General features: G+C 73.1%; 18 protein-coding genes and 1 tRNA gene. 10 read left to right on the top strand and 9 right to left on the bottom strand.

The genetic code is table 11. The features are described 5' to 3' along the window. Window positions 1-35: 35 nt before the first annotated feature. A tRNA-Val gene (locus GD632_RS09285) sits at window positions 36-110 on the top strand. A 50-nt stretch (window positions 111-160) separates the two neighbouring features. Here the strand turns inward: GD632_RS09285 and GD632_RS09290 are convergent. Beyond that, a complete protein-coding gene (locus GD632_RS09290; protein WP_452176650.1) occupies window positions 161-718 on the bottom strand; it encodes a hypothetical protein in 558 nt (185 codons plus the stop codon). Between the two features lie 146 nt (window positions 719-864). Between GD632_RS09290 and glgX the strand changes: the two genes are divergently transcribed. The 4 genes from glgX (at window position 865) to GD632_RS09310 (ending at window position 7878) form a co-directional block, all read left to right on the top strand. Then, window positions 865-2985 carry a glycogen debranching protein GlgX gene (glgX, locus tag GD632_RS09295; protein ID WP_152191289.1) on the top strand — a complete coding sequence of 707 codons (2121 nt, stop codon included), beginning with the start codon at window positions 865-867 and terminating at the stop codon, window positions 2983-2985. Continuing rightward, window positions 2982-5504 (top strand): malto-oligosyltrehalose synthase, encoded by a 2523-nt coding sequence (gene treY / locus GD632_RS09300; RefSeq protein WP_152191291.1) that lies wholly within the window; start codon window positions 2982-2984, stop codon window positions 5502-5504. Before glgX ends, treY begins: the two co-directional genes overlap by 4 nt. Beyond that, on the top strand, window positions 5497-7263 hold the full coding sequence (gene treZ, locus GD632_RS09305; RefSeq protein WP_152191294.1) for a malto-oligosyltrehalose trehalohydrolase: 1767 nt from the start codon (window positions 5497-5499) through the stop codon (window positions 7261-7263). Before treY ends, treZ begins: the two co-directional genes overlap by 8 nt. A gap of 129 nt (window positions 7264-7392) precedes the next feature. Further along, window positions 7393-7878, top strand: coding sequence for a hypothetical protein (locus tag GD632_RS09310; RefSeq protein ID WP_152191296.1), 486 nt, complete (start codon window positions 7393-7395; stop codon window positions 7876-7878). Window positions 7879-7903: 25 nt separating this feature from the next. On the opposite strand, the gene GD632_RS09315 is transcribed toward GD632_RS09310, so the two are convergent. After that, window positions 7904-8833 carry an SDR family oxidoreductase gene (locus tag GD632_RS09315; RefSeq protein ID WP_152191298.1) on the bottom strand — a complete coding sequence of 310 codons (930 nt, stop codon included), beginning with the start codon at window positions 8831-8833 and terminating at the stop codon, window positions 7904-7906. A gap of 233 nt (window positions 8834-9066) precedes the next feature. Here GD632_RS09315 and GD632_RS09320 point away from each other — a divergent pair, with 233 nt between their 5' ends. Further along, window positions 9067-9906, top strand: coding sequence for a helix-turn-helix transcriptional regulator (locus GD632_RS09320; RefSeq protein ID WP_152191301.1), 840 nt, complete (start codon window positions 9067-9069; stop codon window positions 9904-9906). Window positions 9907-9961: 55 nt separating this feature from the next. Here the strand turns inward: GD632_RS09320 and GD632_RS09325 are convergent, their stop codons facing one another. From GD632_RS09325 to GD632_RS09340, 4 genes are all read right to left on the bottom strand, one after another. Then, window positions 9962-10993 carry a lipid II:glycine glycyltransferase FemX gene (locus GD632_RS09325; RefSeq protein ID WP_152191303.1) on the bottom strand — a complete coding sequence of 344 codons (1032 nt, stop codon included), beginning with the start codon at window positions 10991-10993 and terminating at the stop codon, window positions 9962-9964. After that, the gene (locus GD632_RS09330) at window positions 10990-12051 is read right to left on the bottom strand and encodes a lipid II:glycine glycyltransferase FemX (protein ID WP_226924772.1); all 1062 of its coding nucleotides are present in this window, start codon (window positions 12049-12051) and stop codon (window positions 10990-10992) included. Before GD632_RS09330 ends, GD632_RS09325 begins: the two co-directional genes overlap by 4 nt. Window positions 12052-12123: 72 nt before the next feature. Further along, complete coding sequence (locus GD632_RS09335; protein WP_152191305.1) at window positions 12124-13104, bottom strand: LLM class flavin-dependent oxidoreductase; 981 nt, start codon at window positions 13102-13104, stop codon at window positions 12124-12126. Window positions 13105-13158: 54 nt separating this feature from the next. Continuing rightward, the gene (locus GD632_RS09340; RefSeq protein WP_152191307.1) at window positions 13159-13908 is read right to left on the bottom strand and encodes a YaaA family protein; all 750 of its coding nucleotides are present in this window, start codon (window positions 13906-13908) and stop codon (window positions 13159-13161) included. A 38-nt stretch (window positions 13909-13946) separates the two neighbouring features. Here GD632_RS09340 and GD632_RS09345 point away from each other — a divergent pair, with 38 nt between their 5' ends. Then, window positions 13947-14801 (top strand): putative RNA methyltransferase, encoded by an 855-nt coding sequence (locus GD632_RS09345; RefSeq protein WP_152191309.1) that lies wholly within the window; start codon window positions 13947-13949, stop codon window positions 14799-14801. Between the two features lie 75 nt (window positions 14802-14876). Here GD632_RS09345 and GD632_RS09350 read toward each other — a convergent pair whose 3' ends face one another. Further along, window positions 14877-16130, bottom strand: a complete 1254-nt coding sequence (locus tag GD632_RS09350) for a carboxylate--amine ligase (RefSeq protein ID WP_152191311.1) — start codon at window positions 16128-16130, stop codon at window positions 14877-14879. 89 nt (window positions 16131-16219) lie between these two features. On the opposite strand from GD632_RS09350, the gene GD632_RS09355 reads away from it, so the two are divergent. The 3 genes from GD632_RS09355 (at window position 16220) to GD632_RS09365 (ending at window position 20250) form a co-directional block, all read left to right on the top strand. After that, on the top strand, window positions 16220-16795 hold the full coding sequence (locus GD632_RS09355) for a DUF3000 domain-containing protein (protein ID WP_152191313.1): 576 nt from the start codon (window positions 16220-16222) through the stop codon (window positions 16793-16795). Between the two features lie 82 nt (window positions 16796-16877). Continuing rightward, window positions 16878-18107: an HRDC domain-containing protein gene (locus GD632_RS09360; RefSeq protein WP_152191316.1), complete on the top strand. Its 1230-nt coding sequence runs from the start codon at window positions 16878-16880 to the stop codon at window positions 18105-18107. A gap of 70 nt (window positions 18108-18177) precedes the next feature. Next, the gene (locus GD632_RS09365; RefSeq protein ID WP_152191318.1) at window positions 18178-20250 is read left to right on the top strand and encodes a 3-hydroxyacyl-CoA dehydrogenase NAD-binding domain-containing protein; all 2073 of its coding nucleotides are present in this window, start codon (window positions 18178-18180) and stop codon (window positions 20248-20250) included. A gap of 106 nt (window positions 20251-20356) precedes the next feature. On the opposite strand, the gene pflA is transcribed toward GD632_RS09365, so the two are convergent. Together pflA and pflB are read right to left on the bottom strand one after the other, a co-directional pair. Continuing rightward, a complete protein-coding gene (pflA, locus tag GD632_RS09370; RefSeq protein WP_452176651.1) occupies window positions 20357-21211 on the bottom strand; it encodes a pyruvate formate-lyase-activating protein in 855 nt (284 codons plus the stop codon). Between the two features lie 111 nt (window positions 21212-21322). Continuing rightward, window positions 21323-23584, bottom strand: coding sequence for a formate C-acetyltransferase (gene pflB / locus GD632_RS09375; RefSeq protein ID WP_152191320.1), 2262 nt, complete (start codon window positions 23582-23584; stop codon window positions 21323-21325). Window positions 23585-23595: the final 11 nt, after the last annotated feature.

Here is a 23595-nt window from a genome sequence, read left to right on the forward strand (position 1 = left end):
GACGCGCCCGCCCGTGGGCTAACATCGTCCAGCGCGGGCGATTGGCTCAGTGGTAGAGCGCCTCGTTCACACCGAGGAGGTCACTGGTTCGAACCCAGTATCGCCCACCAGCGCAGCAGGGCCCCTGACCCGTGGTCAGGGGCCCTGCTCGTCTCCCGGCTCAGGCCGAGAGGTCGAGGACGTAGCGGTCCCCGCGCCTCTTGAAGCCCACCTGCTCGTAGTACGGCTCTGCGGTGTCGGGAGCGGAGGCCACCGCCCGGTAGCCGCGCTCCGCGAGGACCCCGCTGCGCCGGAACACGAAGCGGCCCGGGGAGAGGTCGCGGAAGCGCTCGGTGACGTAGTCCAGCTCGATCTGTGCCACGCCGTCCTCGTCGTGGACGACGACGCACCCGACCACCTCGTCCCCCGACATGATGACGAAGGCCTCCGCGTCCGCCGTCGGCGCGGTGAACCCGGGGTGGAAGCGGGCCACGTCGTCGCGGTGCCGCTCGACGAGCTGCGCGAGGAGCGGTCCGTGGGCCGGCACGTCGGCCACCGAGTACGACGCCGGGTCCTCCCGGCCCCGCAGCAGGCGTGTGAGGTTGATCACCTGGACGACGGCGAGGACGACGTTGAGGGCGACCACGGGCCACACCCCGAGCACCCCGTTGTAGAGCACCTGGACGAGGCAGCCGACGAGGTTGTACACGCGCAGACGCAGGATTCGCTGCTGCATCATCGACCAGACGACGATGCCCGAGCCGACCCAGCCGACCACCTCCAGCGCCACCTGCCAGCCCGGCGACAGATCGAGCACGTGTCCTCCCTCGGACGTCGTCTCCGCATGGCGGGCCGAATCGGCCCAGCGGTGAGAACCTATCGCTCATGCAGCCTTGGCCTGGACGTCCTTACCCCCTGGGTGCCACTTTCGACGGCACCGGTACCAACTTTGCGCTCTTCTCCTCCGTCGCGGAACGGGTCGAGCTGTGCCTCCTCGACGAGGCCGGCAACGAGGAGCGGATCGAGCTCACCGAGGTCGACGGTCACGTCTGGCACGGGTACCTGCGCGCCGCCCAGCCGGGTCAGCGCTACGGGTACCGCGTGCACGGGCCCTACGACCCGGAGAACGGGCACCGCTGTGACCCGTCCAAGCTCCTCCTCGACCCGTACGCCAAGGCGATCGACGGGCAGATCTCTACCGACCCCTCCCTGTACTCCTACCAGTTCGAGGACCCCACCCAGCGCAACACCGACGACTCCGCGCCGCACACGATGGTGTCGGTCGTCATCAACCCGTTCTTCGACTGGGAGTTCGACCGTCCGCCCGCCCACGAGTACCACGACTCGGTCATCTACGAGGCCCACGTCAAGGGCCTCACCGAGCTCCACCCGGAGGTCCCGGAGGAGCTGCGCGGTACCTACGCCGGCATCGCCCACCCGGCCGTCATCGACCACCTCACGGCCCTGGGGGTCACCGCCCTCGAGCTCATGCCGGTGCACCAGTTCGTCAACGACCCCCACCTGCAGGAGAAGGGGCTGACCAACTACTGGGGCTACAACACCATCGGCTTCTTCGCGCCGCAGAACACCTACAGCTCCCTCGGTGGGGCGGGGCAGCAGGTGCAGGACTTCAAGACGATGGTCAAGGCGCTGCACGAGGCCAACATCGAGGTCATCCTCGACGTCGTCTACAACCACACGGCCGAGGGCAACCACCTGGGCCCCACCCTGTCGTTCAAGGGCATCGACAACGCCTCGTACTACCGGCTCGTCGAGGACGACAAGGCGCACTACTTCGACACGACCGGCACGGGCAACTCGCTGCTCATGCGCTCCCCGCACACGCTCCAGATGATCATGGACTCGCTGCGGTACTGGATCACCGAGATGCACGTCGACGGCTTCCGCTTCGACCTCGCCTCGACGCTCGCGCGCGAGCTCCACGCCGTGGACCGCCTCTCGTCCTTCTTCGACATCATCCAGCAGGACCCGGTCATCTCCCAGGTCAAGCTCATCGCCGAGCCGTGGGACCTCGGCGAGGGCGGTTACCAGGTCGGTGGGTTCCCCCCGCTGTGGACGGAGTGGAACGGGCGCTACCGCGACACCGTCCGCGACTACTGGCGCGGCGAGCCGGCGACCCTCGCGGAGTTCGCCAGCCGCATCACCGGCTCGGCCGACCTCTACGAGCACTCCGGCCGCCGGCCGATGGCCTCGATTAACTTCGTCACCGCCCACGACGGCTTCACCATGCGCGACCTCGTCTCCTACAACGAGAAGCACAACGAGGCCAACGGCGAGGACAACAACGACGGCGAGGAGCACAACCGCTCGTGGAACAGCGGCGCGGAGGGTGAGACCGAGGATCCCGAGGTCCGCGCGCTGCGCCTGCGCCGGCACCGCAACTTCCTCGCCACGCTCCTGTTCTCCCAGGGCGTGCCGATGATCGCCCACGGTGACGAGCTCGGCCGCACGCAGCAGGGCAACAACAACGTCTACTGCCAGGACAACGAGCTGGCGTGGGTGGACTGGAACCTCGGCGACGAGCAGGTGCACCTCCTGGACTTCGCCCAGCGGATGGTCCACTTCCGCATGGCCCATCCCGTGCTGCGCCGTCGCCGGTTCTTCGCCGGCGACCCCGGCCACGGCGGCCAGTCCGAGGTGGGCGAGATCGCCTGGCTCAAGCCATCGGCCGAGCCGATGGAGGACGAGGACTGGGACCAGTCCCACGCCCGGTCGATCTCGATCTTCTACAACGGTGACGCGATCCCCGAGCCGGACGCCCGTGGCGAGCGGGTGTCCGACGACAACCTCCTCGTCATGCTCAACGCGGCCGCCGAGCCCGTCACGTTCACCATCCCCGACGAGGGGTTCGGGGCGGTGTGGCGCATGGCGATCAACACCGACCCGACGCACACGGAGAACGGGGACTACCACCCCGGGGACACCCTCGAGGTGCTGCCCCACAACACCGTCATCCTCGTGTGCCCGCGCGAGGAGGAGGCGTGAGCAGCCCTCAGCCCACCGCCGCCTCCCGCCACCTGCCCTCGCCGGGCCACCGCCTGCCGGTGAGCACCTACCGGCTCCAGCTGGGACCGGACCTCGGCTTCGCCGACGCCGAGGCGCTCGTGCCCTACCTCGCCGGTCTCGGTGTCACGGACCTGTACCTGTCCCCCGTCCTCGAGGCGGCGCCGGGGTCGACGCACGGCTACGACGTCGTCGACCACAGCCGCATCTCGGCCGTCATGGGCGGCCGAGAAGGCCTCGAGCGCCTGTGCACGACGGCGCACGCGGCGGGGCTGGGAGTCGTCGTCGACGTCGTGCCCAACCACATGGCCGTCCCGACGCCCACGTGGCACAACCGGGCGCTGTGGTCTGTCCTCAAGGACGGGCCGGACTCCCCCTACGCGGGGTGGTTCGACGTCGACCTCGGGTCCGAGCGGCCCGGGATCCTCATGCCCGTGCTCGGCGAGCGGGTCGGGGCCGCCCTGGCCGGGGGTGAGCTGCGCGTGGAGCAGATGGTCGTGCCGAGCGAGCCCGAGCTCGGCGCGCAGCCGGTGCTGCGGTACTACGAGCACACCTTCCCCGTGCGGCCGAGCACCGAGCACCTGCCGCTGGCCGAGCTGCTCGAGCGGCAGTTCTACCGGCTGTCCTACTGGCGGGTGGCCGACGAGGAGCTCAACTACCGCCGCTTCTTCGACGTCGACACCCTCGCCGCGCTGCGCGTCGAGGACCCCGACGTCTTCGACGCGAGCCACGCCCTGCTCCTCGACCTCATGCGCTCCGGTCACATCGACGCCCTGCGCATCGACCACCCCGACGGCCTGGCCGACCCGCGCGGCTACTTCGAGCGGCTCGACGAGGCCACCGGCGGTGCCTGGGTCGTGGCCGAGAAGATCCTCGAGGGCGAGGAGACCCTCGCCCCGGACTGGCCCGCGGCCGGCACCACCGGGTACGACGCCGCCTGGCGGATCAACTCCGTCCTGACCGACCCCTCCGGCTCCGGCGCGCTGGGCACCGCGATGTCCGAGATCGCCGGCGACTCCCGCGGCGAGTTGGCCGACATGATCACCGCCGCCAAGCGGCAGATCATCGGCACCTCGCTGTACGCCGAGGTCCACCGCCTCGCGACGATCCTGCGCGAGCTGTGCGACGACGACGTGCGTCTGCGGGACCACACCTACCGGTCCCTCGAGGACTGCGTCGTCGAGCTCCTCGTCGCGTTCGACCGCTACCGCGCCTACGTCGTGCCCGGCGAGCCCGCGCCGCAGATGAGCGAGCGCGTGGTGCGCGAGGCCGCCGAGGAGGCCCGCGCCCGGCTGGACGAGGACCGCCACGAGACGCTGGACGTCGTCGTCGACCTCGTCCTGGGGCACGAGGTCGGCAGCGCCGGCCGGACCCAGGACGCCCGCCGCGCCGAGCTCATCGTCCGCTTCCAGCAGACCTGCGGCGCGGTCATGGCCAAGGGCGTGGAGGACACCGCGTACTACCGGTGGACGCACCTGGTGAGCCTGTGCGAGGTGGGCGGCTCCCCCCGCCGCTTCGGCATCAGCGTCGACGAGCTCCACGCGTGGGTCGCCCAGACCATCACCGCGCACCCGGCGACGATGACCGCGGGCAGCACCCACGACACCAAGCGCGGGGAGGACGTGCGCGCCCGCATCGGCGTGCTCTCGGAGTACGCCGAGGAGTGGCTGGTGCTCGTGCGCCGGCTGCGCGAGGCGACGGCGGACATCCGTCCCGCGGACCTCGACGGACGCGCCGAGAACCTCCTGTGGCAGGTGCTCGTCGGGACGTGGACCGACTCCGACCCGATGACCGCCGAGCGCCTGCGCGGCTACCTCGTCAAGGCGGTGCGCGAGCAGAAGTCCTGGACGACGTGGACCGACCCGGACACCGTCCGCGAGGGCGCCCTGCTCGACTACGCGGCCGCCCTCCTGGAGCACCCGGCCGTCGTCGAGGCCCTCACCGAGTGGGAGCGGACGACGGCGCAGGCCGTGCGCGCCGCCGTGCTCGGCACGAAGCTGCTCCAGCTCACCGTGCTGGGTGTCGCCGACGTCTACCAGGGCACCGAGGTGACCCGCACGTCGCTCGTCGACCCGGACAACCGGCGCCCGGTGGACTTCACCGAGCTCGCCCGGCAGCTCGACCGTCTCGACGACGGCGCCACGCCCAGCACGCTGGACGAGGTCAAGCTCGCGCTCACCGCCCGGGCGCTGCGCCTGCGTCGCCGGGAGGCCGCCGCCTTCGTCGGAGCCTCCTCGCAGTACCTGCCGCTGCCCTCGTCGACCGGCCACGCCATCGCCTTCGCGCGCGGCGACGACTCCGGCCCGCGGGCCGTCACGGTCGTCACCCGCCTCGCCCGCGGGCTCGACGCCCTCGGCGGTTTCGGTGAGCACACCGTCGTCCTGCCCGAGGGGCGGTGGCGCGACGTCCTCACCGGACGCGAGGTGCCCGGAGGCTCGTGCCGTCTCGCCGACCTCCTCGACCCTCACCCCGTCGCACTGCTGGAGAGAGCCGATGACTGAGCCGCTCACCGTCTGGGCCCCCGCCGCCCGGTCCGTCGCGATCAGCCTCCCGGCCGGTCCGGAGGACGACGCCGCGCGTCTCCCGCTCGAGGCCCGCGAGGACGGCTGGTGGGTGACGGCGGAGCCGCTCACCCCCGGGACGGACTACCTCATCCACCTCGACGACGGGCCGGGCCTGCCCGACCCCCGCAGCGCGTGGCAGCCCCACGACGTCCACGGCCCCTCCCGCGTCTTCGACCCCTCGGCGCACGAGTGGCGGGACGGGCACTGGAAGGGCCGCTCGAGCCTGGGCGCGGTCATCTACGAGCTGCACGTCGGCACCTTCACCCCCGAGGGCACCCTCGACGCCGCCATCGGGCGGCTCGACCACCTCGCCGGGCTCGGCGTCGACATGGTCGAGCTCATGCCCGTCGCGGCCTTCCCCGGGCAGCACGGCTGGGGCTACGACGGCGTCGCGCTGTACGCCGTCCACCACCCCTACGGCGGGCCCGAGGCGCTGCAGCGCTTCGTCGACGCCGCCCACGCCCGCGGCCTGGCCGTGTGCCTCGACGTCGTCTACAACCACCTCGGGCCGTCGGGGAACTACCTCGGGTCCTTCGGGCCGTACTTCACCGACCGCCACGAGACGCCCTGGGGCGCCGCGGTCAACCTCGACGGCCCCGACGCCGGACCGGTGCGGCAGTTCGTCGTGGAGAACGCGCTGCGCTGGCTGCGTGACTTCCACGTCGACGCCCTGCGCCTGGACGCGGTCCACGCCCTCATCGACGACTCCGAGCGGCACGTGCTCGCGGAGCTGTCCGACGCCGTCGCCGAGCTCGAGCGGGAGGTGGGACGTCCCCTGTCCCTCATCGCCGAGTCCGACCTCAACGACGCCCGCATGGTCACCCCCACCGCCGAGGGCGGGCTGGGGATGACGGCGCAGTGGGACGACGACGTGCACCACGCCCTGCACGCCCGCCTCACCGGTGAGCGGCACGGCTACTACGTGAGCTTCGGGAGCACCGAGACGCTGCGGACGGCGCTCGCCGAGACCTTCGTCCACGCCGGCACGTACTCGGAGTTCCGCGGCAAGGTCTGGGGCGCGCCCGTCCCGGCAGAGGTCGACACGCGACGGTTCGTCGTCTTCACCCAGAACCACGACCAGGTGGGCAACCGCGCCATCGGTGACCGCCCCAGCCGCGTGCTCGACGACGGCCGGCTCGCGGTCTCGGCCGCGATCGCGATCCTCGGGCCCTACACGCCGATGCTCTTCATGGGTGAGGAGTGGGGCGCCACCACCCCGTTCCAGTACTTCACCGACCACGCCGAGCCCGAGCTCGCCGAGGCGATCCGCCAGGGCCGCCGTGAGGAGTTCGGCTCCCACGGCTGGGAGGAGGTCTACGGCGGGGACGTCGAGGTGCCCGACCCGCAGGCACCCGCCACCGTCGAGGCGAGCCGCCTGGACTGGTCCGAGCCCGGCCAGGAGCGACACGCGCGGCTCCTCGCCTTCTACCGTGAGCTCATCGCGCTGCGGCACGCCGAGACCGACCTCGCCAGCGGCGTGCGCGTCGACACCGGGGTGACGACGTGCGAGGACGGCGGCTGGATCGGGATGTACCGCGGCTCGATCGCCATCATCGCCAACCTCGAGGAGGAGCCGCGCGACGTCCGCGTGCGAGGCCAGGTCCGCGAGATCGTCCTGTCCTGGACGGGCGAGGCGACCGCCGACGGCGAGACGCTGCGGCTCCCCGGCCACGACGTCGTCGTCCTCCGCGTCTGAGGCCCCGCCCCCGCCCGCCCGCCCCCGCCCCTTTCCGCCGGGGCGCACATATGGTCGTCTGGACGCACCTCCGGACGACTCCGGCCGGACCGATGTGCGTCCCGGAGGACCGAGACACCTGGAGGACCAGTGACGCAGACCGTCGTCATCCTGACCGAGGACACCCTGCTCGACACCGATGTGGCACAGATCGTCGAGCACTACGCGGAGCGAGACGTGCGCTTCGAGGTGCTCGTCCCGGCGGACACCGACCACCACGTCCTCCGGGAGGTCGTCAACGACCTCGGTCTGCTCGACCTGCGCCGGCTCTGGCACGACATCACCAACCCGGACCCGGACGACCGTCAGGCTCGGACGGAGGCCGCCGAGGCGCTCCGGCTCTCCCTCGCGCTGCTCGAGGCCGCCGGGGCGACGGCGGACGGTGTGGTTGTCGCCGACGACCCGCTGCCAGCCCTCAGCCAAGCCGTGGCCAACCACAGGGCCTTCGAGGTGATCGTCGTGACGACCCCCAAGCTCCTCGACGACACCCTCCGCCGCGACTGGGCGAGCCGAGCCCGCGAGGCGCTGGGAGTCCCGGTGCTCCACCTCTACACGGGCAGCAGCATCGTCGGCTGACCCGTCCCCGTCCGGGGGCGCGAGGTCAGGCGGTGAAGCGCACGCGCACGAGTCGCTCGGACTCCTCCCAGAGCCTGCGGGCATCGTCCATGTTCGCCATCGGGCCCCACTGCGGCAGCAGCGCGGGCGGACCGCTCAGCGTGCGACGCGGCCCGTAGAACTGGTCACCCGCTGACGCCGGGTCCGTCGCCGCCACCACGGCGGGAAGAGCTGCGGACTCGGCGGTCCCGGCGATGCCGAGGCGTGAGAGAAGTCGGATCGCACGACGCCCGCCGGTCTCTCGCTCCCGCCCCATGCCCGGCTGCGCGGCGAGGAGGTTCGTGGGTGAGACGCCCGGGTGAGCCACGTTGCTGGAGATCCCCCACCCTGCGGCCCTGCTCCGCGCGTCGAGCTCGCGGGCGAAGAGCGCGACGGCGATCTTGGACTGGCGGTAGGCCCTCATGGCGTCATAGCCGGTCTCCCAGTTCAGGTCCGCCCAGTTCATCTCCCCACTCCTCGCCGCGATGCTCGTCTGGTGGGTGACCCTTGCCCCGCCCTCCCTGAGTAGCGGCAGCAGCCCCAGGGTGAGCGCGAAGTGACCGAGGTGGTTGGTGCCGAGCTGGAGCTCGAACCCGTCCGCCGTGATCTGGCGCTCCGGCGGCGTCATGACGCCCGCGTTGTTGACGAGGATGTCGATCGGGCGCCCCTCCGAGCTGAGCCGGTCCACCAGCCCGGCCACGGACTCGAGGGACGACAGGTCCAGGGCGCGTGTCGTGACCGTGGCGCCCGGGACCTGTCCGCGGATGCGGGCCGCTGCGGCATCACCCTTGATCGCCGATCGCACGGGCATGACGACCTCGGCGCCTGCCCTGGCCAGACAGGTGGCGATGACCTGCCCGATGCCGTCGCTGGCGCCCGTGACCACCGCGATCGAGCCGCTGAGGTCGGGGACCGATGTACCGGAGCTGTGTGCCATGAGCCGTCCTTCGTTCGTCGGTGCGCCGGCCTCGGACCGGCGTGCGGGCACCATCCTGCGATCTCGCCGTCCGGCGTTTCAGGGCCGGCGTATCCACTGACCGGGAGTCCACCCCTGGGGGACCTCGCGATGCCGGCCGGCCGCCACGAGGGGTGGATCGACAGGGCCTGGCTGTCGCGCGCGTGCCGCGGTAGAAACGACACCCGAGGGGTCGGGGACGAGGAGGACACACGATGATCGACCGCGCGGGACTGGCGACGTTCCTCCGACGCAGGCGGGAGTCGCTCCAGCCCGAGGACGTCGGGCTGCCACGTGGCCCGCGGAGGAGGACCGACGGGCTGCGGCGCGAGGAGGTGGCTGCGCTGTGCCACATGTCGACCGACTACTACGCCCGCCTCGAGCGGGGGACGGGTCCCCAGCCCTCGGAGCAGATGATCGCGGCGATGGCACAGGGCCTGCACCTGTCGTTGGACGAGCGCGACCACATGTTCCGGCTGTCCGGTCACCAGCCACCTCCACGCGCAGCGACGAGCGACCACATCGGCCCGGGCCTGCTCCGGGTCCTCGACCGGCTCCAGGACACGCCGGCCGAGATCATCACCGAGCTCGGTGAGACGCTCCGGCAGTCCCCGATGGGGGTTGCCCTCACCGGTGACGCCAGCCGGCACTCCGGCCCGGAGCGCAGCATCGGGTACCGGTGGTTCACCGACCCCGCGGCGGCGGAGGCGTACCCGCCGGAGGAGCGCTCGGTGCTCTCACGCGTGTACGTGGCCGGACTTCGGGAGGTGGCCACACTCCGCGGGCCCGGCTCGAGGGCCGAGCACCTCGTCGACCTCCTTCGTGGGCGGAGCGCGGAGTTCCACGACCTCTGGGAGAGGCACGAGGTCGGCCTCCGGCCGCCGGAGGTCAAGCGGTTCGCGCATCCGTTGGTCGGGGCGCTGGAGCTCAGCTGTCAGACACTCCTCGACCCCGACCAGTCGCACCGCCTGCTCGTCTACACCGCTCAGCCCGGCAGCGACAGCCACGCCAGGCTCCGGCTCCTGTCGGTCGTCGGCGGAGCTGCCAGCCGTTGACCACTGCCTGAGGAGCTGCGCCCGGGACGCGGCAGGCCGCGCTGTCGCGGTCCGGTCAGGGGCGGAGGCGGGACCTCACCCGGCCCAGCGCTGCCGTGGCGTGACGCTTCGCGGTCAGGGCCTGGACGAGCGCGGTGTACGCGCGGCGGTGGAGCGGCATGTCCCATGCCGGGGAGACCTCGGTGATCTCCTTCTCGAACTTCGTCTTGAACTGCGTGAGACCCGAGAGCCCCGGGAAGCGCTCGGAGCCGGCGCCGGCGAGGTCGTAGGAGCGCACGCCCTCGGCGAGCAGCGTACGGATGACCTCCCAGTGGAGGAGGTCGGCGGCGTAGGCGCCGCGCGCCTCGGAGTTGGAGGCGCCCACCGAGTAGAGGGCCGCGCCGTCGTTGACGAGGACCAGCGCCCAGGCCAGCGCCCGGCCGTCGCGCCGGGTGACGAACACCCGGGCGTGCTCGGGCCCGAGGGTTGCGAGCATGTCGAGGTAGCGCCGGGCCGGGTGAGGGCCGAAGCCCTCACGCTCGCCGGTCTCGACGAAGACGTCGTACAGCTCGGCGAAGGCCGCCTCGTCCAGGCCGGTCTCCTCGCCCACGGTGAGCGACTCGTCCTTGAGCGCCTTGCGGATGGCGCGTCGGCCCTGCTGCTTCATCGCGGCGAAGACCTCGTCCTCGCTGCGGTCGAGGTTGACGACCACCGTCCGGTCGTAGGTGATGCCCTGCATGACCGGGCGCAGGTCCGGCGCCTCGTGCCGCGCGTGGAGGCGGACGAACACGAGCCGCGGGTCGACCCGACGCAGCCGCTCCCCCAGCTCGTGGCGCAGCGCCGCCTCCCGCTCCGGCGTCGGCTCCACGAGCCACACCGGACCGTTCTTCGCCCACAGGTACCGGAACCCTCCCGGACCACGGACCTCGGCGAGCGTGACGACGGCGGCCGTGACGCCGTCGTCGTCGTCGAAGGCGAGCCGGCCCCAGTGGGAGCGGCCGGGGACGACGGCGTCGAAGGCGGCCCAGACGGGCGCCTGCTCCACGGGCAGCGGGGTGCCGGCGGCCAGGGCGGTGTAGGTGGTGTCGTCGACGGGGCGCAGGGTCACGCGGTCTCCTCCTCGCGGCTGATGGCACGGCGCGCAGCAGGCACCGCGCGACGGGCCGCCGCGACGGCGCTGCGCTTGGCGGCCAGCGCCTTCGTCAGCGCGGTGTAGGTCAGGGGGCGGACGGGGACGTCCCAGGCGGGGGCGACCTCCGTGGGCTCGGGGTTGAACTTCGTCTTCATCGTCGTCAGCGCCTCGAGGGACGGGGCCAGCTCCGAGCCGATGCCCATGAAGTCGAAGCTCCGCGCCCCCTCGTCGCGCAGGGTGCGGATGATGTGCCAGTACAGCTGGGTAGGGGCGTCGTGGACACGACCGGCGGCGGTGCTCGCCGCGTAGTAGGCGGTGGCGAGACCGTCGTGGACGGTGACGATGACCCAGGCCTGGACCTCGCCGTCGTGCCGCCCGACGAACAGGCGGGCGTGCTGGGGGCCGAGGGCGTCGAGCATGGTCGTGTAGACGCTCATCGGGTGGACGCCGAAGCCGTCGCGCTCGGCGGTCTCGCGCAGCACGTCGTAGAACGGCGTGAAGTCCGCGGTGCCGGTCTCCTCGGCGCACTCGACGGGCTGCTCGCGCAGACCCTTGCGGAGGTCGCGGCGGCCGCGCTTCTTCATCCCGGCGAGCAGCTCGTCGTCGGTGCGGCCGTCGAGCCGGACGACGACGGTGCGGTCGTAGGTGACCGACTGGAGCAGCGGGTGGAGGTCCTCGGCGGGGTGGGCGGCGTGGAGGCGCACGAAGGCGAGCCGCGGGTCGACGGCACGCACGCCGGTGACGAGCCGCTCCCGCAGGGCCCGCTCGAGCTCCGGCGTCGGCTCGGTGAGCCAGACCGGGCCGTGCTTGGCCCACAGGTAGTGGAAGCCGCGCCCGAGGTACTCCGACAGGGCGACGACGGCGGTCGGCTCCTCGTCGACGAGGAAGGCGAAGCGCTTCCACGGCCGCCGTCCGGGGACGGCGCGGTCGTAGGCGTCCCAGGCGAGGGACTGCTCCACCGGGAGGTCGACGTCCGCCGTCAGCGCGGCGAACTCACCGTCGTCCAGCGGCACGAGCCTGATGCTGTGCTCCACCTCATCCCCTTTCGCGTCGCCCCCCACCCTAGGTGCGGGAGGGGGCGACGCACGGCAGGCGGGCCGGTCCGCTCAGGTGAGGTAGGCCTCGGCGAGCAGCTCGGCCGAGCGCAGCCGCTCCTCCACCGTGGGGCCCTGGTGGGCGACGATGATCTCGTCGGCGCCGGTCTGCTCGCCGAACTCGGTGACCTTGTCACGCACGACGTCGGGGGTGCCGATGGCGCTGTAGGTCATCATCTGGGTGAGGTGGCGGCCCTGGGGCGAGGCGAGGAGGGCGTCGGCCTGCTCGTCGGTGTACTGGGTGCCCGGGCGCAGGAGCAGCGCGACGCGGCCGCGCATGACCTCCTGCTGCTGGCGCTCGGCGTCCTCCTGCCGGTCGGCCGCCACGACGTTGTACGCGGCGATGACGTGGGGCTTGTCGAGCTGGGCGGAGGGCTCGAACTCGCGCCGGTACAGCGCGATCGCCTCGTGCAGCGCGGCGGGCGCGAAGTGGGAGGCGAAGGCGTACGGGAGGCCGAGGGTCGCGGCGAGCCCGGCGCCGAACAGCGAGGAGCCGAGGATGTAGAGCGGGACGTCGGTGCCCTTGCCGGGGTAGGCGTCCACGCCCGGGACACGCGACTGTCCCTGCAGGTAGCCCTGGAGCTCGAGGACGTCCTCGGGGAAGGAGTCGGCCGAGCTGTTGTCCCTGCGCAGGGCGCGCATCGTGTTCTGGTCGGTGCCCGGCGCGCGGCCCAGGCCGAGGTCGATGCGCCCCGGGTGGAGCGTCTCGAGGGTCCCGTACTGCTCAGCGATGGTGAGCGGGGAGTGGTTGGGCAGCATGACGCCGCCCGAGCCGAGCCGGATGGTCCTCGTGTGCGCGGCGACGTGCGCGATGAGCACGGACGTGGCCGAGGACGCGATCGCGGCCATGTTGTGGTGCTCGGCGTACCAGACCCGCGTGTAGCCCGTCTCCTCGGCCTTCTGCGCCAGGGCGACGGTCCCGTCGAGGGACTCGGCGACGGTCTGGCTGCGGCCCACGGTGGCGAGGTCGAGGATCGAGAGCGGGAGTGGCATCGGGGACCTTTCGTCTGGGGTGGTCTACCCGGGTCCAACCGGGAGGGCCCGGGTCTATTCCGCGGTGACGTCGAGCACCCACGGCCTGCCGGCGCGGGCGGGCGCGCTGAGACCGACGACGGTGAAGGCGCCGTCCAGCTCCTCGGCGAGCCGCTGTGGGGTCCGAGGCGAGGCGCCCGTGCGGCACAGGTGGCCGGCGACGAGCCCGCGGGTGTGCTTGGCCATGTGGCTGGCGCCCGGGACGCGGACCTGGACCCACGTCGCGGCGGCGCTCCCGCGCGGGGACCCGGCGGCCGCGTAGGTCGAGGACCGGCAGTCGACGACGACGCCGTCCCCGGCCGCCGTCGTCAGCGCGACGTCGAGGTGCTCGCGCCAGAAGCGGGCGAGCGGCCCGGTGCCGGGCAGCGTGACGTTCATCGCGAGCCGGTAGGGGGCGACGCGGTCGCTGAGCCGCAGGGCCCCGTGGAGAGCGGAGACGACGACGGTCCAGCGGGCGGCCCGGCGGCGGGCGACGGCGTCCATGCCGTCGAGGTCGAGGGCGTCGTAGAGGACGCCGGTGTAGAGCTCACGCACCGGGAGGGCGGGCGCCGTGTCGAGCCGGAGGTTGGCGGCCACCTCCTCGACGAGGCTGGCACCGACACCGAGCACCTCGAGGGCGTCCGGGCGGGCGCTGACGGCGGCGAGCTCGGCCGCGACCGTACGGCGCGGGCCGACGAGCTCGCGGAAGCTCAGCGCGGCCGGGTCGGCCGCCCTGCCCCTGCTGCGGGTGGACTTGGACTCCGAGGGCGGCAGCAGGATGAGCACCGGACAACCCTAAGCGACCCCATAGGCTGGCGGCCGTCATGGAGAACCCGCGCATCGACCTCGTCCTGCCGCAGCTGCGCTGCCCGGTGTGCGCGGCCGCGCTCGAACGGACCGACCGCTCGGTGCACTGCGCCGGGGGTCACGGCTTCGACCTCGCGCGACAGGGCTACCTCACGCTGCTGGGCGGCGGCAGCCGGGCGGGCAGCGGGGACACCGCGGACATGGTGGCCGCACGGGAGGCCTTCCTCGGACGGGGACACTACGCGCCGATCGCCGCTGCCCTCGCCGAGGCGGTCGCCACCGTGCCGGCACCCGACGGCGCCTCGCCTCTCGTCGTCGACCTCGCGGGTGGCACCGGCTACTACCTCGCCACGGTGCTCGACGCCCTGCCCGCCGCCGTCGGCCTCGACGTCGAGCTCTCCCCCTACGCCGCCCGCCGTGCCGCGCGCGCCCACCCGCGACTGGCGGCGGTGCGCGCCGACGTCTGGCAGCGCCTGCCGCTCGCCACCGGCTCGGCCGGTGCCGTGCTCAGCGTCTTCGGGCCGCGCAACGCGCCGGAGATCGTCAGGGTGCTCGCGCCGGCCGGGCGGCTCGTCGTCGTCGCCCCCGCGCAGGACCACCTGACGGAGATCATCGGGCCGCTCGGGATGATCGGCGTCGCCCCGGACAAGGCGGACCGGCTCGCCCGCCAGCTCGCCGACTTCGCCGTCGTCGAGGAGCGCGCGGTGCGGTACCGCGCGGCGATGACCCGGGAGGACGTCACCCTCGAGGCGCTCATGGGCCCCAGCGCCCACCACGTCGACCGGGACGCGCTCACCGCCGCCGTCGCGGCGCTGCCCGACGCCGTCGACGTCACCGTCTCGGTGACGGTGGCCGTCTACCGACCTGCCTGAGCCCCTCCCACCCCACGGGGTCCGTCGGGGACCTGGGTGTGGAGGCATGGAGCGGCCGCTGGGGCCTCGGGCCGCTCACAGCCCTGTGGGCGTCGGCTCGGGGTAGTGCTCCTTGAAGTCGCGGACGAGGTTGACGGTGGAGGCGGCGCGGTAGAAGCCGCGCCGCGGGTCGCGGTCGAGCGGGTAGGCGAGCGGGTGGGTGAAGCGACGCGTGCGGTGGATGCGCCCCACCCGGCGGCGCAGCTCGGTGCCGGTGAGGTAGCGCCGCACGAGCCGCCACGGCAGGTAGGAGTAGACCCCGATCTCCTGCTCGGCGCGGTACAGGGGTGCGGAGGCGGGAGCCACGCCCAGCTCGGCCGCGAAGTCCGCGACGACGGCGCGAGCGGGGTTCCGGCCCGCCACGTTGAGGTAGTAGTTCGGCCGCCCGATGCGCGGGTTGAGGTCGAGGAAGTTGGCGCGGCCGTCGCGCGGGTCGACCTTGACGTCGAAGTTCGCGAAGCCGGTGAAGCCGAGCTCGCCGAGGACCGCGGCGGCCTGCGCCTCGATCTCCGGCTGGGCCTCGGTGAGGATGGTCGCCGAGTTCCCGATCATCGTCGGCGCGTGCAGCTGGAGGAGCAGCTGCCCGGAGGCCATGAGCGTGACCTCCCCGGAGCGGTCCACGTAGCAGGTGACGGTGCGGCCCTGCGTGTCGTCGCCGGGGACGAGCTCCTGGACGAGGACGACGTCGCGCAGCCCGGCCGCCGCGAGGCGGCGCAGCACGGCGTCGGCCTCCTCCTGCGTGGCGGCGCTGTAGACCTTGCGCTTGCCCTCGTAGGACAGGAGCAGGTGCTCCGCGCTGACCGCCGGTTTGAGCACCACGGGGAAGGTGAGGTCCAGGCGCGGGGGCGCCCACCCGCCGTCGTCGGCGCCGGCGAGGTCGACGGCGCGGCTGGCCGGCGTCGCGACCCCCAGCCGCTCGCAGGCGGCCGCGAGCACCTCCTTGTCGCCCGCGGCGGTGAGCACCGCGTCGGCGGCGTAGGGGACGACGAAGTGCTCCTCCAGGACCGCGCGGTGGCGCACGAGCATCTCGACCTCGTGCTCGGCGTTGACGATCAGGAGGAGCGGGGTGCCGGCGTGCCGGCGCGCGACGTCGACGAGGGCCGCGACGGTCTGCTCCTCGCTCGCGCCCGCTCCGACGAGGACGTTGTCGAGGATGCGGGAGTGGTCGACCGGCCCGCGGCGCTGGTTGGACACGACGATCGAGCGGACCCCGTACGCCTCGTGGAACGAGCGGGCGATCGAGTACACGCCGAGGTCGGTGCCGAGCAGGACGGGACGGAAGTCGGCCACGGGCTCCTCCGGAGTTGGGCGGCGGGGGCGCGGCGAGTCTACCGGCGCGCCACGTCCCACTTCGGGGCGCGCCGCCCTAGCCTGAGGGCGTGAACAGCGACGGTGCGCAGGTTCCGCCCGCATTCGAGGAGGCGCTCCTCAGCCTGCGCGGGCACCGCCAGCGGCCCGAGGTCCGCCTCGAGGAGGTGCCTGCCCCCACCCGGATCGCGCCCTACGCCCTCGCCCTCACCGCCGAGGTCAACCCGAGCGACGATCCCGAGACGCTCCTCGGCAGTGGCCGCTTCGTCGTCCTCCACGACCCCGAGGGACAGAGCGCCTGGAACGGGACCTTCCGGATCATCGTCATGGCGCGCGCGCGGCTGGAGGACGAGCTGGGCGCCGACCCGCTCCTCGGCGAGGTCGGCTGGGCGTGGCTCACCGACGCCCTGGCCGCCGCGGGGGCCGGTTACCACTCCCTGTCCGGCACGGTCACCCGGGTGCTCTCGGAGAGCTTCGGCGGGCTCGTCCTGCGGGACCAGGACGTCGAGATCGAGGTGCGCGCGTCGTGGTCGCCCAACACGACCGACCTCGGCCCGCACCTCCTGGCGTGGACCCAGCTCGCATCCTCGGCCTCCGGCCTCGAACCGCTGCCCGACGGGGTCACCGCGCTGACGCCGCGCCGCTGAGCCGAGCGGCGTTCGTCACGGTCTGGGCCGCTGCCGCGTGCCCACGCGGCCGACCGGCCACCCCGGGCATACCGTGGCCCCCATGACCGAGCCCGTCGACGCCGAGACGCCCCCGCTGGTCCCCGTCACCGAGCCGCGCGAGGGCACCCCGCCCGTCATCACGACCCGTGACGGCCTCGCCCGCGCCGCGGCGGCGCTGGCCTCGGGCACCGGCCCCGTCGCCGCCGACGCCGAGCGCGCGTCCGGCTACCGCTACGGCCAGCGCACCTACCTCGTCCAGCTCCGGCGTGAGGGCGTCGGCACGCTCCTCGTCGATCCCATCGCGGTCGGTGACCTCAGCGAGGTCGGGGAGGCGCTCGCCGGCACCGAGTGGGTCCTCCACGCCGCCAACCAGGACCTGCCCGGCTTCCACGACCTCGGCATGTACCCCGCGTCCCTCTTCGACACCGAGCTCGCCGCGCGCCTGCTCGGGCGCAGCAAGGTCGGCCTCGGCGCGATCATCGCCGAGGAGCTCGGGTACTCCCTGGCCAAGGAGCACTCCGCGGCGGACTGGTCGACCCGCCCGCTGCCCGACGACTGGCTGCGGTACGCCGCGCTCGACGTGGAGTTCCTCGTCGAGCTGCGCGACCGGCTGGCCGCGGCGCTGGAGGAGGCCGGCAAGCTCGAGTGGGCCCGCCAGGAGTTCGAGGCCGTGCGGCTGGCCCCCGACCCGGCCCCGCGGGTGGACCCGTGGCGGCGGACCTCGGGCATGCACGCCGTCCGCGGCAGCCAGGGCATCGCCGTCGTCCGCGAGCTGTGGCAGGCGCGGGACGAGCTGGCCCGCAAGCGGGACCGTTCTCCCGGCCGCGTGCTGCCCGACCGCGCCATCGTCGCGGCCGCCCTCGCGGTCCCCCGCAGCGAGCAGGCGCTCGCCGCGCTCCCGGAGTTCTCCGGCAAGGGCACGCGCCGGTCGAGCGGCTACTGGTGGTCCGCCGTCGAGCGTGCGCTCGCGCTGCCCGCCTCGGAGCACCCGCCGCGCCGGCTCGCCTCGGCGACCGGCACCCCGCCCCCGCCGCGCTCCTGGGCGGACAAGGACCCGGCCGCCGCAGCACGGCTCGACGCCGTCCGATCCGCCATCCGCACCCTCGCCGAGGCGCACGACGTCCCCCAGGAGAACCTCCTGTCCCCCGCCGTGCAGCGCCAGCTCGCCTGGACGCCCCCGGACGTCGTGGACGAGACCACGGTCCGCGAGGCCCTTGCCGACCAGGGTGCGCGCCCGTGGCAGGTGGACCTGACGGCGGCGGCGCTGACCGAGGCGCTGCGCGCCGGCTGACCGCGGAGGGAGACGCCGGGCGAGGTACCCGGTACTGTCGGTCGTCGGTACCCATCACGAGGGAGTGACGATGACACCCACCACGACGATCAGCGTCGAGAACGTCTCGCTGGCCACCGGCACGCTCGCCCTGGTCACCATGGCCGGGACCGACGGACGGCCCGCCACGCTCGGCCCGCGGAGCATCGCCGCCCTGGAGGAGGCCCTCGCCGCCTGCGCCACGCGCGTGCACGACGGCGAGATCACCGCCGTCGCCCTCACCGGCACACCGGGCTGCTTCGCGGCGGGCGCGGACCTGCGCGCCATCGGCTCGATGGCACGCGTCGAGGACGCCCGCGCGGTGGCCGAGGCCGGCCACCGGATCGTCACCCTCCTGCGCGACCTGCCGAGCTTCGCGCTCCTCAGCGGCCTCGCCCTGGGCGGCGGGCTCGAGCTCGCCCTCGCCTGCCGCTACCGGGTCGCCGCGGCCGACGCCGCACCGCTGGGCCTGCCCGAGACCTCCCTCGGGCTCGTGCCCGGCTGGGGCGGGTGCTACCTCCTCCCCCGGCTCATCGGCCCGGAGGCGGCGCTGCAGGTCATCGTCGACAACCCTGCCCGCCAGCGCACGCTCGACACCCAGCAGGCCCTGGACCTCGGGCTCGTCGACGGCGTGCAGCGCGGCGGGGAGGACTTCCGCGACGGCGCGCTCGCCTGGGTCACCGAGGTGCTCTCCGGCGCCATCGACCCGGCGCGCACGGACCACACGTCCGACGCCGCCGCCTGGGACGAGGCGGTCGGTGCGCGCCGGGAGCTCGTCGCCCGCCGCGCCGAGGGCGGGGCGCCCGCGCCGCAGCGCGCGCTGGAGCTCGTCGCCGCCGCTCGCACCGCCTCGCGCGCGGAGGGGTTCGCGGCCGAGGACCTCGCGCTCACCGAGCTCATCATGTCCGACCAGCTGCGCGCCGGTCTCTACGCCTTCGACCTCACCCGCAGCCGCGCGCGCCGGCCTGCCGGTGCCCCGTCCGAGGAGCTCGCACGGCCGGTGCGCCGGGTGGGCCTGCTCGGGGCCGGGCTCATGGCGAGCCAGCTCGCCGTCCTCCTCGCCCGGACGCTACGGGTGCCCGTCGTCATGCGTGACCTCGACGACGAGCGCGCCGCCGCCGGGCTGCGCCACGTCCACGACCAGGTCGCGCGGCTGGAGCGCTCCGGCCGGCTGGACGAGGCGCGCGCCGAGGAGCTGCGTGCCCGGGTGACGGCCACCGCGGACCTGGCCGAGCTCGCGGGGTGCGACCTCGTCGTCGAGGCCGTCTTCGAGGAGCTCGCCGTCAAGCGGCGGGTGTTCGCCGAGGTGGAGCCCGTCGTCGGGCCCGACTGCGTCCTCGCGACGAACACCTCCGCCCTGTCGGTGACCGCGATGGCGGCCGGCCTCGAGCACCCCGAGCGCGTGGTGGGGCTGCACTTCTTCAACCCGGTCGCGCAGATGCCGCTCGTCGAGGTCGTCCGCACCTCCCACACCTCCGACGCCGCCTATGCCACGGCCTTCGCCGTCGCGGCCGGTGCCCGCAAGAGCGCGATCGCGTGCCAGGACGCGCCGGGCTTCGTCGTCAACCGGGTGCTCGTCCGGATGCTCGGGGAGGTGCTCGGGGCCCTGGAGGAGGGCACCGCGGTGTCGGTGGCCGACCGCGCCCTGCGGCCGATGGGACTCCCGATGGGCCCCTTCCAGCTCCTCCAGCTCGTCGGCCCCGCCGTGGCGATGCACGTGCTCGACGAGCTGCGGCGCACGCTCGGGGACCGCTACCCGCACTCCCCGGGACTCGAGCGGATGGTGGCCGAGGGGGAGCGCTTCACGGTCGAGGAGCGGCCGAGCGCCGCGTCCGCGGTGCGCGAGGACCTCGACCGGTTCTTCGGCTCCCGGCCCCTGCCCGAGCCGCTGGACGCCGACGGCGTGCTCGAGCGGGTGCGCCGCGCGCTGGCCCAGGAGGTGCGCCTCCTGCTCGACGACGGCGTCGTCGCCGACGTCCGCGACGTCGACCTCGCCATGGTGCTCGGCGCCGGCTGGCCCCTCCACAACGGCGGCATCACCCCCTACCTGGACAGGACGGGAGTGGCAGAGGCAGTGACGGGTCGCCGCTTCCTCGAGCCAGGCACCGCCACCCTCCCCACGTGACCCCCACCCCAGAACGTCGCAATTGGTCGACTGCGCGACAGCGTCGGCGCCGGAGGCGTCAGCCGGTCGACCAGTTGCGAAGTTTGGGGGCGGGCGACGCGGGCTGTCAGTAGGTGGTGAGGCCTCGTGACCTGAACTGGGTGCGCACTCTGTCCACCAGGTCCGGCGTCGGGGGCTCGGTGTCGGCGAGCTGGTAGGTGGCGCCGAGGCGCTGCCACTTGTCGCGGCCCATCTGGTGGAAGGGCAGCACCTCCACCCGGGTCACGGTGGCGAGGCTCGCGACGTAGTCGGCCACGGCCTCGACGTTGGCGTACCCGTCGGTGAGGCCGGGCACGAGGACGAAGCGCACCCAGATCTCCTTGCCGTGCGCGACGAGCGTGCGCCCGAAGTCGAGCGTCGGCTGCAGCTCGCGCCCCGTCGTCGCCCGGTAGACGTCGGGCAGTCCGGACTTGACGTCGAGGAGGACGAGGTCGAGGGCGTCGAGCAGCCGGGTGCTCGCGTAGGAGCCGAGGAAGCCGGAGGTGTCGATCGTCGTGTGGACGCCCATGGCCTTGGCGCCCTCGAGGAGGCGGGTGAGGAAGGCCGGCTGCATGAGCGGCTCGCCACCGGAGACGGTGAGGCCGCCGCCGGTCGCCCGGAAGACGGGGACGTAGCGCCGGACCCGCCGCAGCAGCTCGTCGACGCGGACGGCCTCACCGTCGCGCATCCGCAGGGTGTCGGGGTTGTGGCAGTAGAGGCAGCGCAGGGGGCAGCCGGCGAGGAAGACGGTGAGGCGCGTGCCGGGGCCGTCCACCGCTGTGACGAGCTCCCACGAGTGGACCGAGCCGATGTCCCCGGCCCGGACCGCGGCGAGGTGCTCGCTGCGGCCCATCTCCTCCACCGAGGCGAGACCGGCGGTGCCCGCCGAGCGCCGCAGCCGCGGCACCGCGTCCTCGGGGATCGCCACGTACTCGCCGTTGATGCCGTCGGGGGCGACCACGCCGCTGACAAGCGTCTGCTCCTGGCTCACAAGTCTCCTCCCCGGCTCGGCGTGGTGGGCTCCCGGCCCCGGCCGGGGCCGGGAGCCGGTCGCTCAGACCTGTCCGTGGAAGGTCCGCGAGATGACGTCGAGCTGCTGCTCGCGGGTGAGCCGCACGAAGTTCACGGCATAGCCGGACACCCGGATCGTGAGCTGCGGGAACCTCTCCGGGTGCTCCATCGCCTCGTAGAGCGTGTCGCGGTTGAGGACGTTGACGTTCATGTGGAAGCCCTGCGCCCCCATGTAGGCGTCGAGCAGGCCGACGAGGTTGCCCACCTGCTCGTCCTTGGTGCGGCCCAGCCCCGAGGGCACCACCGTGTTGGTGAGCGAGATGCCGTCCTGCGCCTCGGAGTAGGGCAGCTTGGCCACCGAGAGCGCCGAGGCGAGCATGCCGTGGGTGTCGCGCCCGTTCATCGGGTTCGCACCGGGGGCGAAGGACTCCCCCGCCCGCCGGCCGTCGGGGGTGTTGCCCGTGTGCTTGCCGTAGACGACGTTGGAGGTGATCGTCAGCACCGACTGGGTGTGCACGGCGTTCCGGTAGGTGGGCTGGCGGCGCACCTTCTCCATGAACCGCTCGACGAGCATGACGGCGATGTCGTCGACGCGGTCGTCGTCGTTGCCGAAGGTCGGGAAGTCGCCCTCGACCTCGTAGTCGACGACGAGCTCGTCCTCGCCCCGCACCGGCCGCACCGTCGCGTAGCGGATCGCCGACAGCGAGTCCGCGGCGACCGACAGGCCGGCGATGCCGCAGGCCATGGTCCGCAGCACGTCGCGGTCGTGCAGTGCCATCTCCAGGCGCTCGTAGGCGTACTTGTCGTGCATGAAGTGGATGCAGTTGAGCGCGTCGACGTAGGTGGCGGCCAGCCAGTCGAGCAGGGCGTCGTACCGGCGCAGCACGTCGTCGTAGTCGAGGACGTCGCCGGCCACCGGGTCGGTGGCGGGGGCGATCTGCTTGCCGCTGATCTCGTCCCGGCCGCCGTTGATCGCGTACAGCAGCGCCTTCGCGATGTTGACCCGGGCCCCGAAGAACTGCATCTGCTTGCCGATCCCCATCGCGGACACGCAGCAGGCGATGCCGGCGTCGTCGCCGCACTGGGAGCGGATGAGGGAGTCGGACTCGTACTGGATCGCCGAGGTGTCGATCGAGACCTGCGCGCAGAACCGCTTGAAGCCCTCGGGCAGGTTCTCGCTCCACAGCACGGTGAGGTTGGGCTCCGGCGCCGGGCCCAGGTTGTACAGGGTCTGGAGCATCCGGAAGGAGTTCTTCGTGACGAGGTGGCGTCCGTCGTCGCCGACGCCGCCGATCGACTCGGTCACCCACGTCGGGTCACCGGAGAAGAGCTCGTCGTACTCGGGCGTGCGCAGGAAGCGCACGATCCGCAGCTTGATGACGAAGTCGTCGATGATCTCCTGCGCCTCGGACTCGGTGAGGAGACCGGCGGCGATGTCCCGCTCGAGGAAGACGTCCAGGAAGGTGGAGGTGCGCCCCAGCGACATGGCCGCGCCGTTCTGCTCCTTGACCGCGCCGAGGTAGGCGAAGTACAGCCACTGGACGGCCTCGCGGCCGGTGCGTGCCGGCCCGGAGATGTCGTAGCCGTAGGAGGCGGCCATCTCCTTGAGCTCCTGCAGCGCGCGGATCTGCTCGCTGTTCTCCTCGCGGTCGCGGATGACGTCCTCGACCGAGCGCTGCGCGTCGAGGTGGGCGCGGTCGGCCTGCTTGGCGGCGATGAGCGCGTCGACGCCGTAGAGCGCGACGCGGCGGTAGTCGCCGATGATGCGGCCGCGGCCGTAGGCGTCGGGCAGCCCGGTGACGATGTGGGCGCTGCGCGCCTTGCGCACGTCGGACGGGTAGACGTCGAAGACGCCCTGGTTGTGGGTCTTGCGGTAGGTCGTGAAGATCGTCTCGAGCGTCGGGTCGACCTCGTAGCCGTAGGTCTCCAGCGAGGTCGCGACCATCCGCCACCCCCCGTAGGGCATGATGGCTCGCTTGAGCGGCGCGTCGGTCTGCAGGCCGACGATGACCTCGCGGTCCTTGTCGATGTACCCCGGCGCGTGGGCGGTGATGGTCGACGGCGTCGTGGCGTCGACGTCGTACACGCCCTTCTCGCGCTCCTCGGGGAACATCGCCGCGAGGGTCTGCCACACGTGCGTCGTGCGCTCGGTGGGCCCGGCGAGGAAGGAGCTGTCGCCGTCGTAGGCGGTGTAGTTGCGCTGGATGAAGTCGCGGACGTCGACGCTCTCCTGCCACGGGCCGGGCGCGAAGCCCCGCCAGGCGTCCGCGGTGTGCGGCGCCGTGTGGATGGTGGTGGTAGCCATTGCTGTCTCCC

Origin of the sequence: Georgenia satyanarayanai, assembly GCF_009193135.1 — a bacterium.
In the GTDB taxonomy this organism is placed as follows: Bacteria; Actinomycetota; Actinomycetes; order Actinomycetales; family Actinomycetaceae; genus Oceanitalea; species Oceanitalea satyanarayanai.

Coding starts and splice junctions, on each gene's coding strand:
- GD632_RS09290 (WP_452176650.1), bottom strand. CDS start 718: ATGATGCAGCAGCGAATCCTGCGTCTGCGCGTGTACAACCTCGTCGGC.
- glgX (WP_152191289.1), top strand. CDS start 865: ATGCAGCCTTGGCCTGGACGTCCTTACCCCCTGGGTGCCACTTTCGAC.
- treZ (WP_152191294.1), top strand. CDS start 5,497: ATGACTGAGCCGCTCACCGTCTGGGCCCCCGCCGCCCGGTCCGTCGCG.
- GD632_RS09315 (WP_152191298.1), bottom strand. CDS start 8,833: ATGGCACACAGCTCCGGTACATCGGTCCCCGACCTCAGCGGCTCGATC.
- GD632_RS09320 (WP_152191301.1), top strand. CDS start 9,067: ATGATCGACCGCGCGGGACTGGCGACGTTCCTCCGACGCAGGCGGGAG.
- GD632_RS09335 (WP_152191305.1), bottom strand. CDS start 13,104: ATGCCACTCCCGCTCTCGATCCTCGACCTCGCCACCGTGGGCCGCAGC.
- GD632_RS09345 (WP_152191309.1), top strand. CDS start 13,947: ATGGAGAACCCGCGCATCGACCTCGTCCTGCCGCAGCTGCGCTGCCCG.
- GD632_RS09360 (WP_152191316.1), top strand. CDS start 16,878: ATGACCGAGCCCGTCGACGCCGAGACGCCCCCGCTGGTCCCCGTCACC.
- GD632_RS09365 (WP_152191318.1), top strand. CDS start 18,178: ATGACACCCACCACGACGATCAGCGTCGAGAACGTCTCGCTGGCCACC.
- pflB (WP_152191320.1), bottom strand. CDS start 23,584: ATGGCTACCACCACCATCCACACGGCGCCGCACACCGCGGACGCCTGG.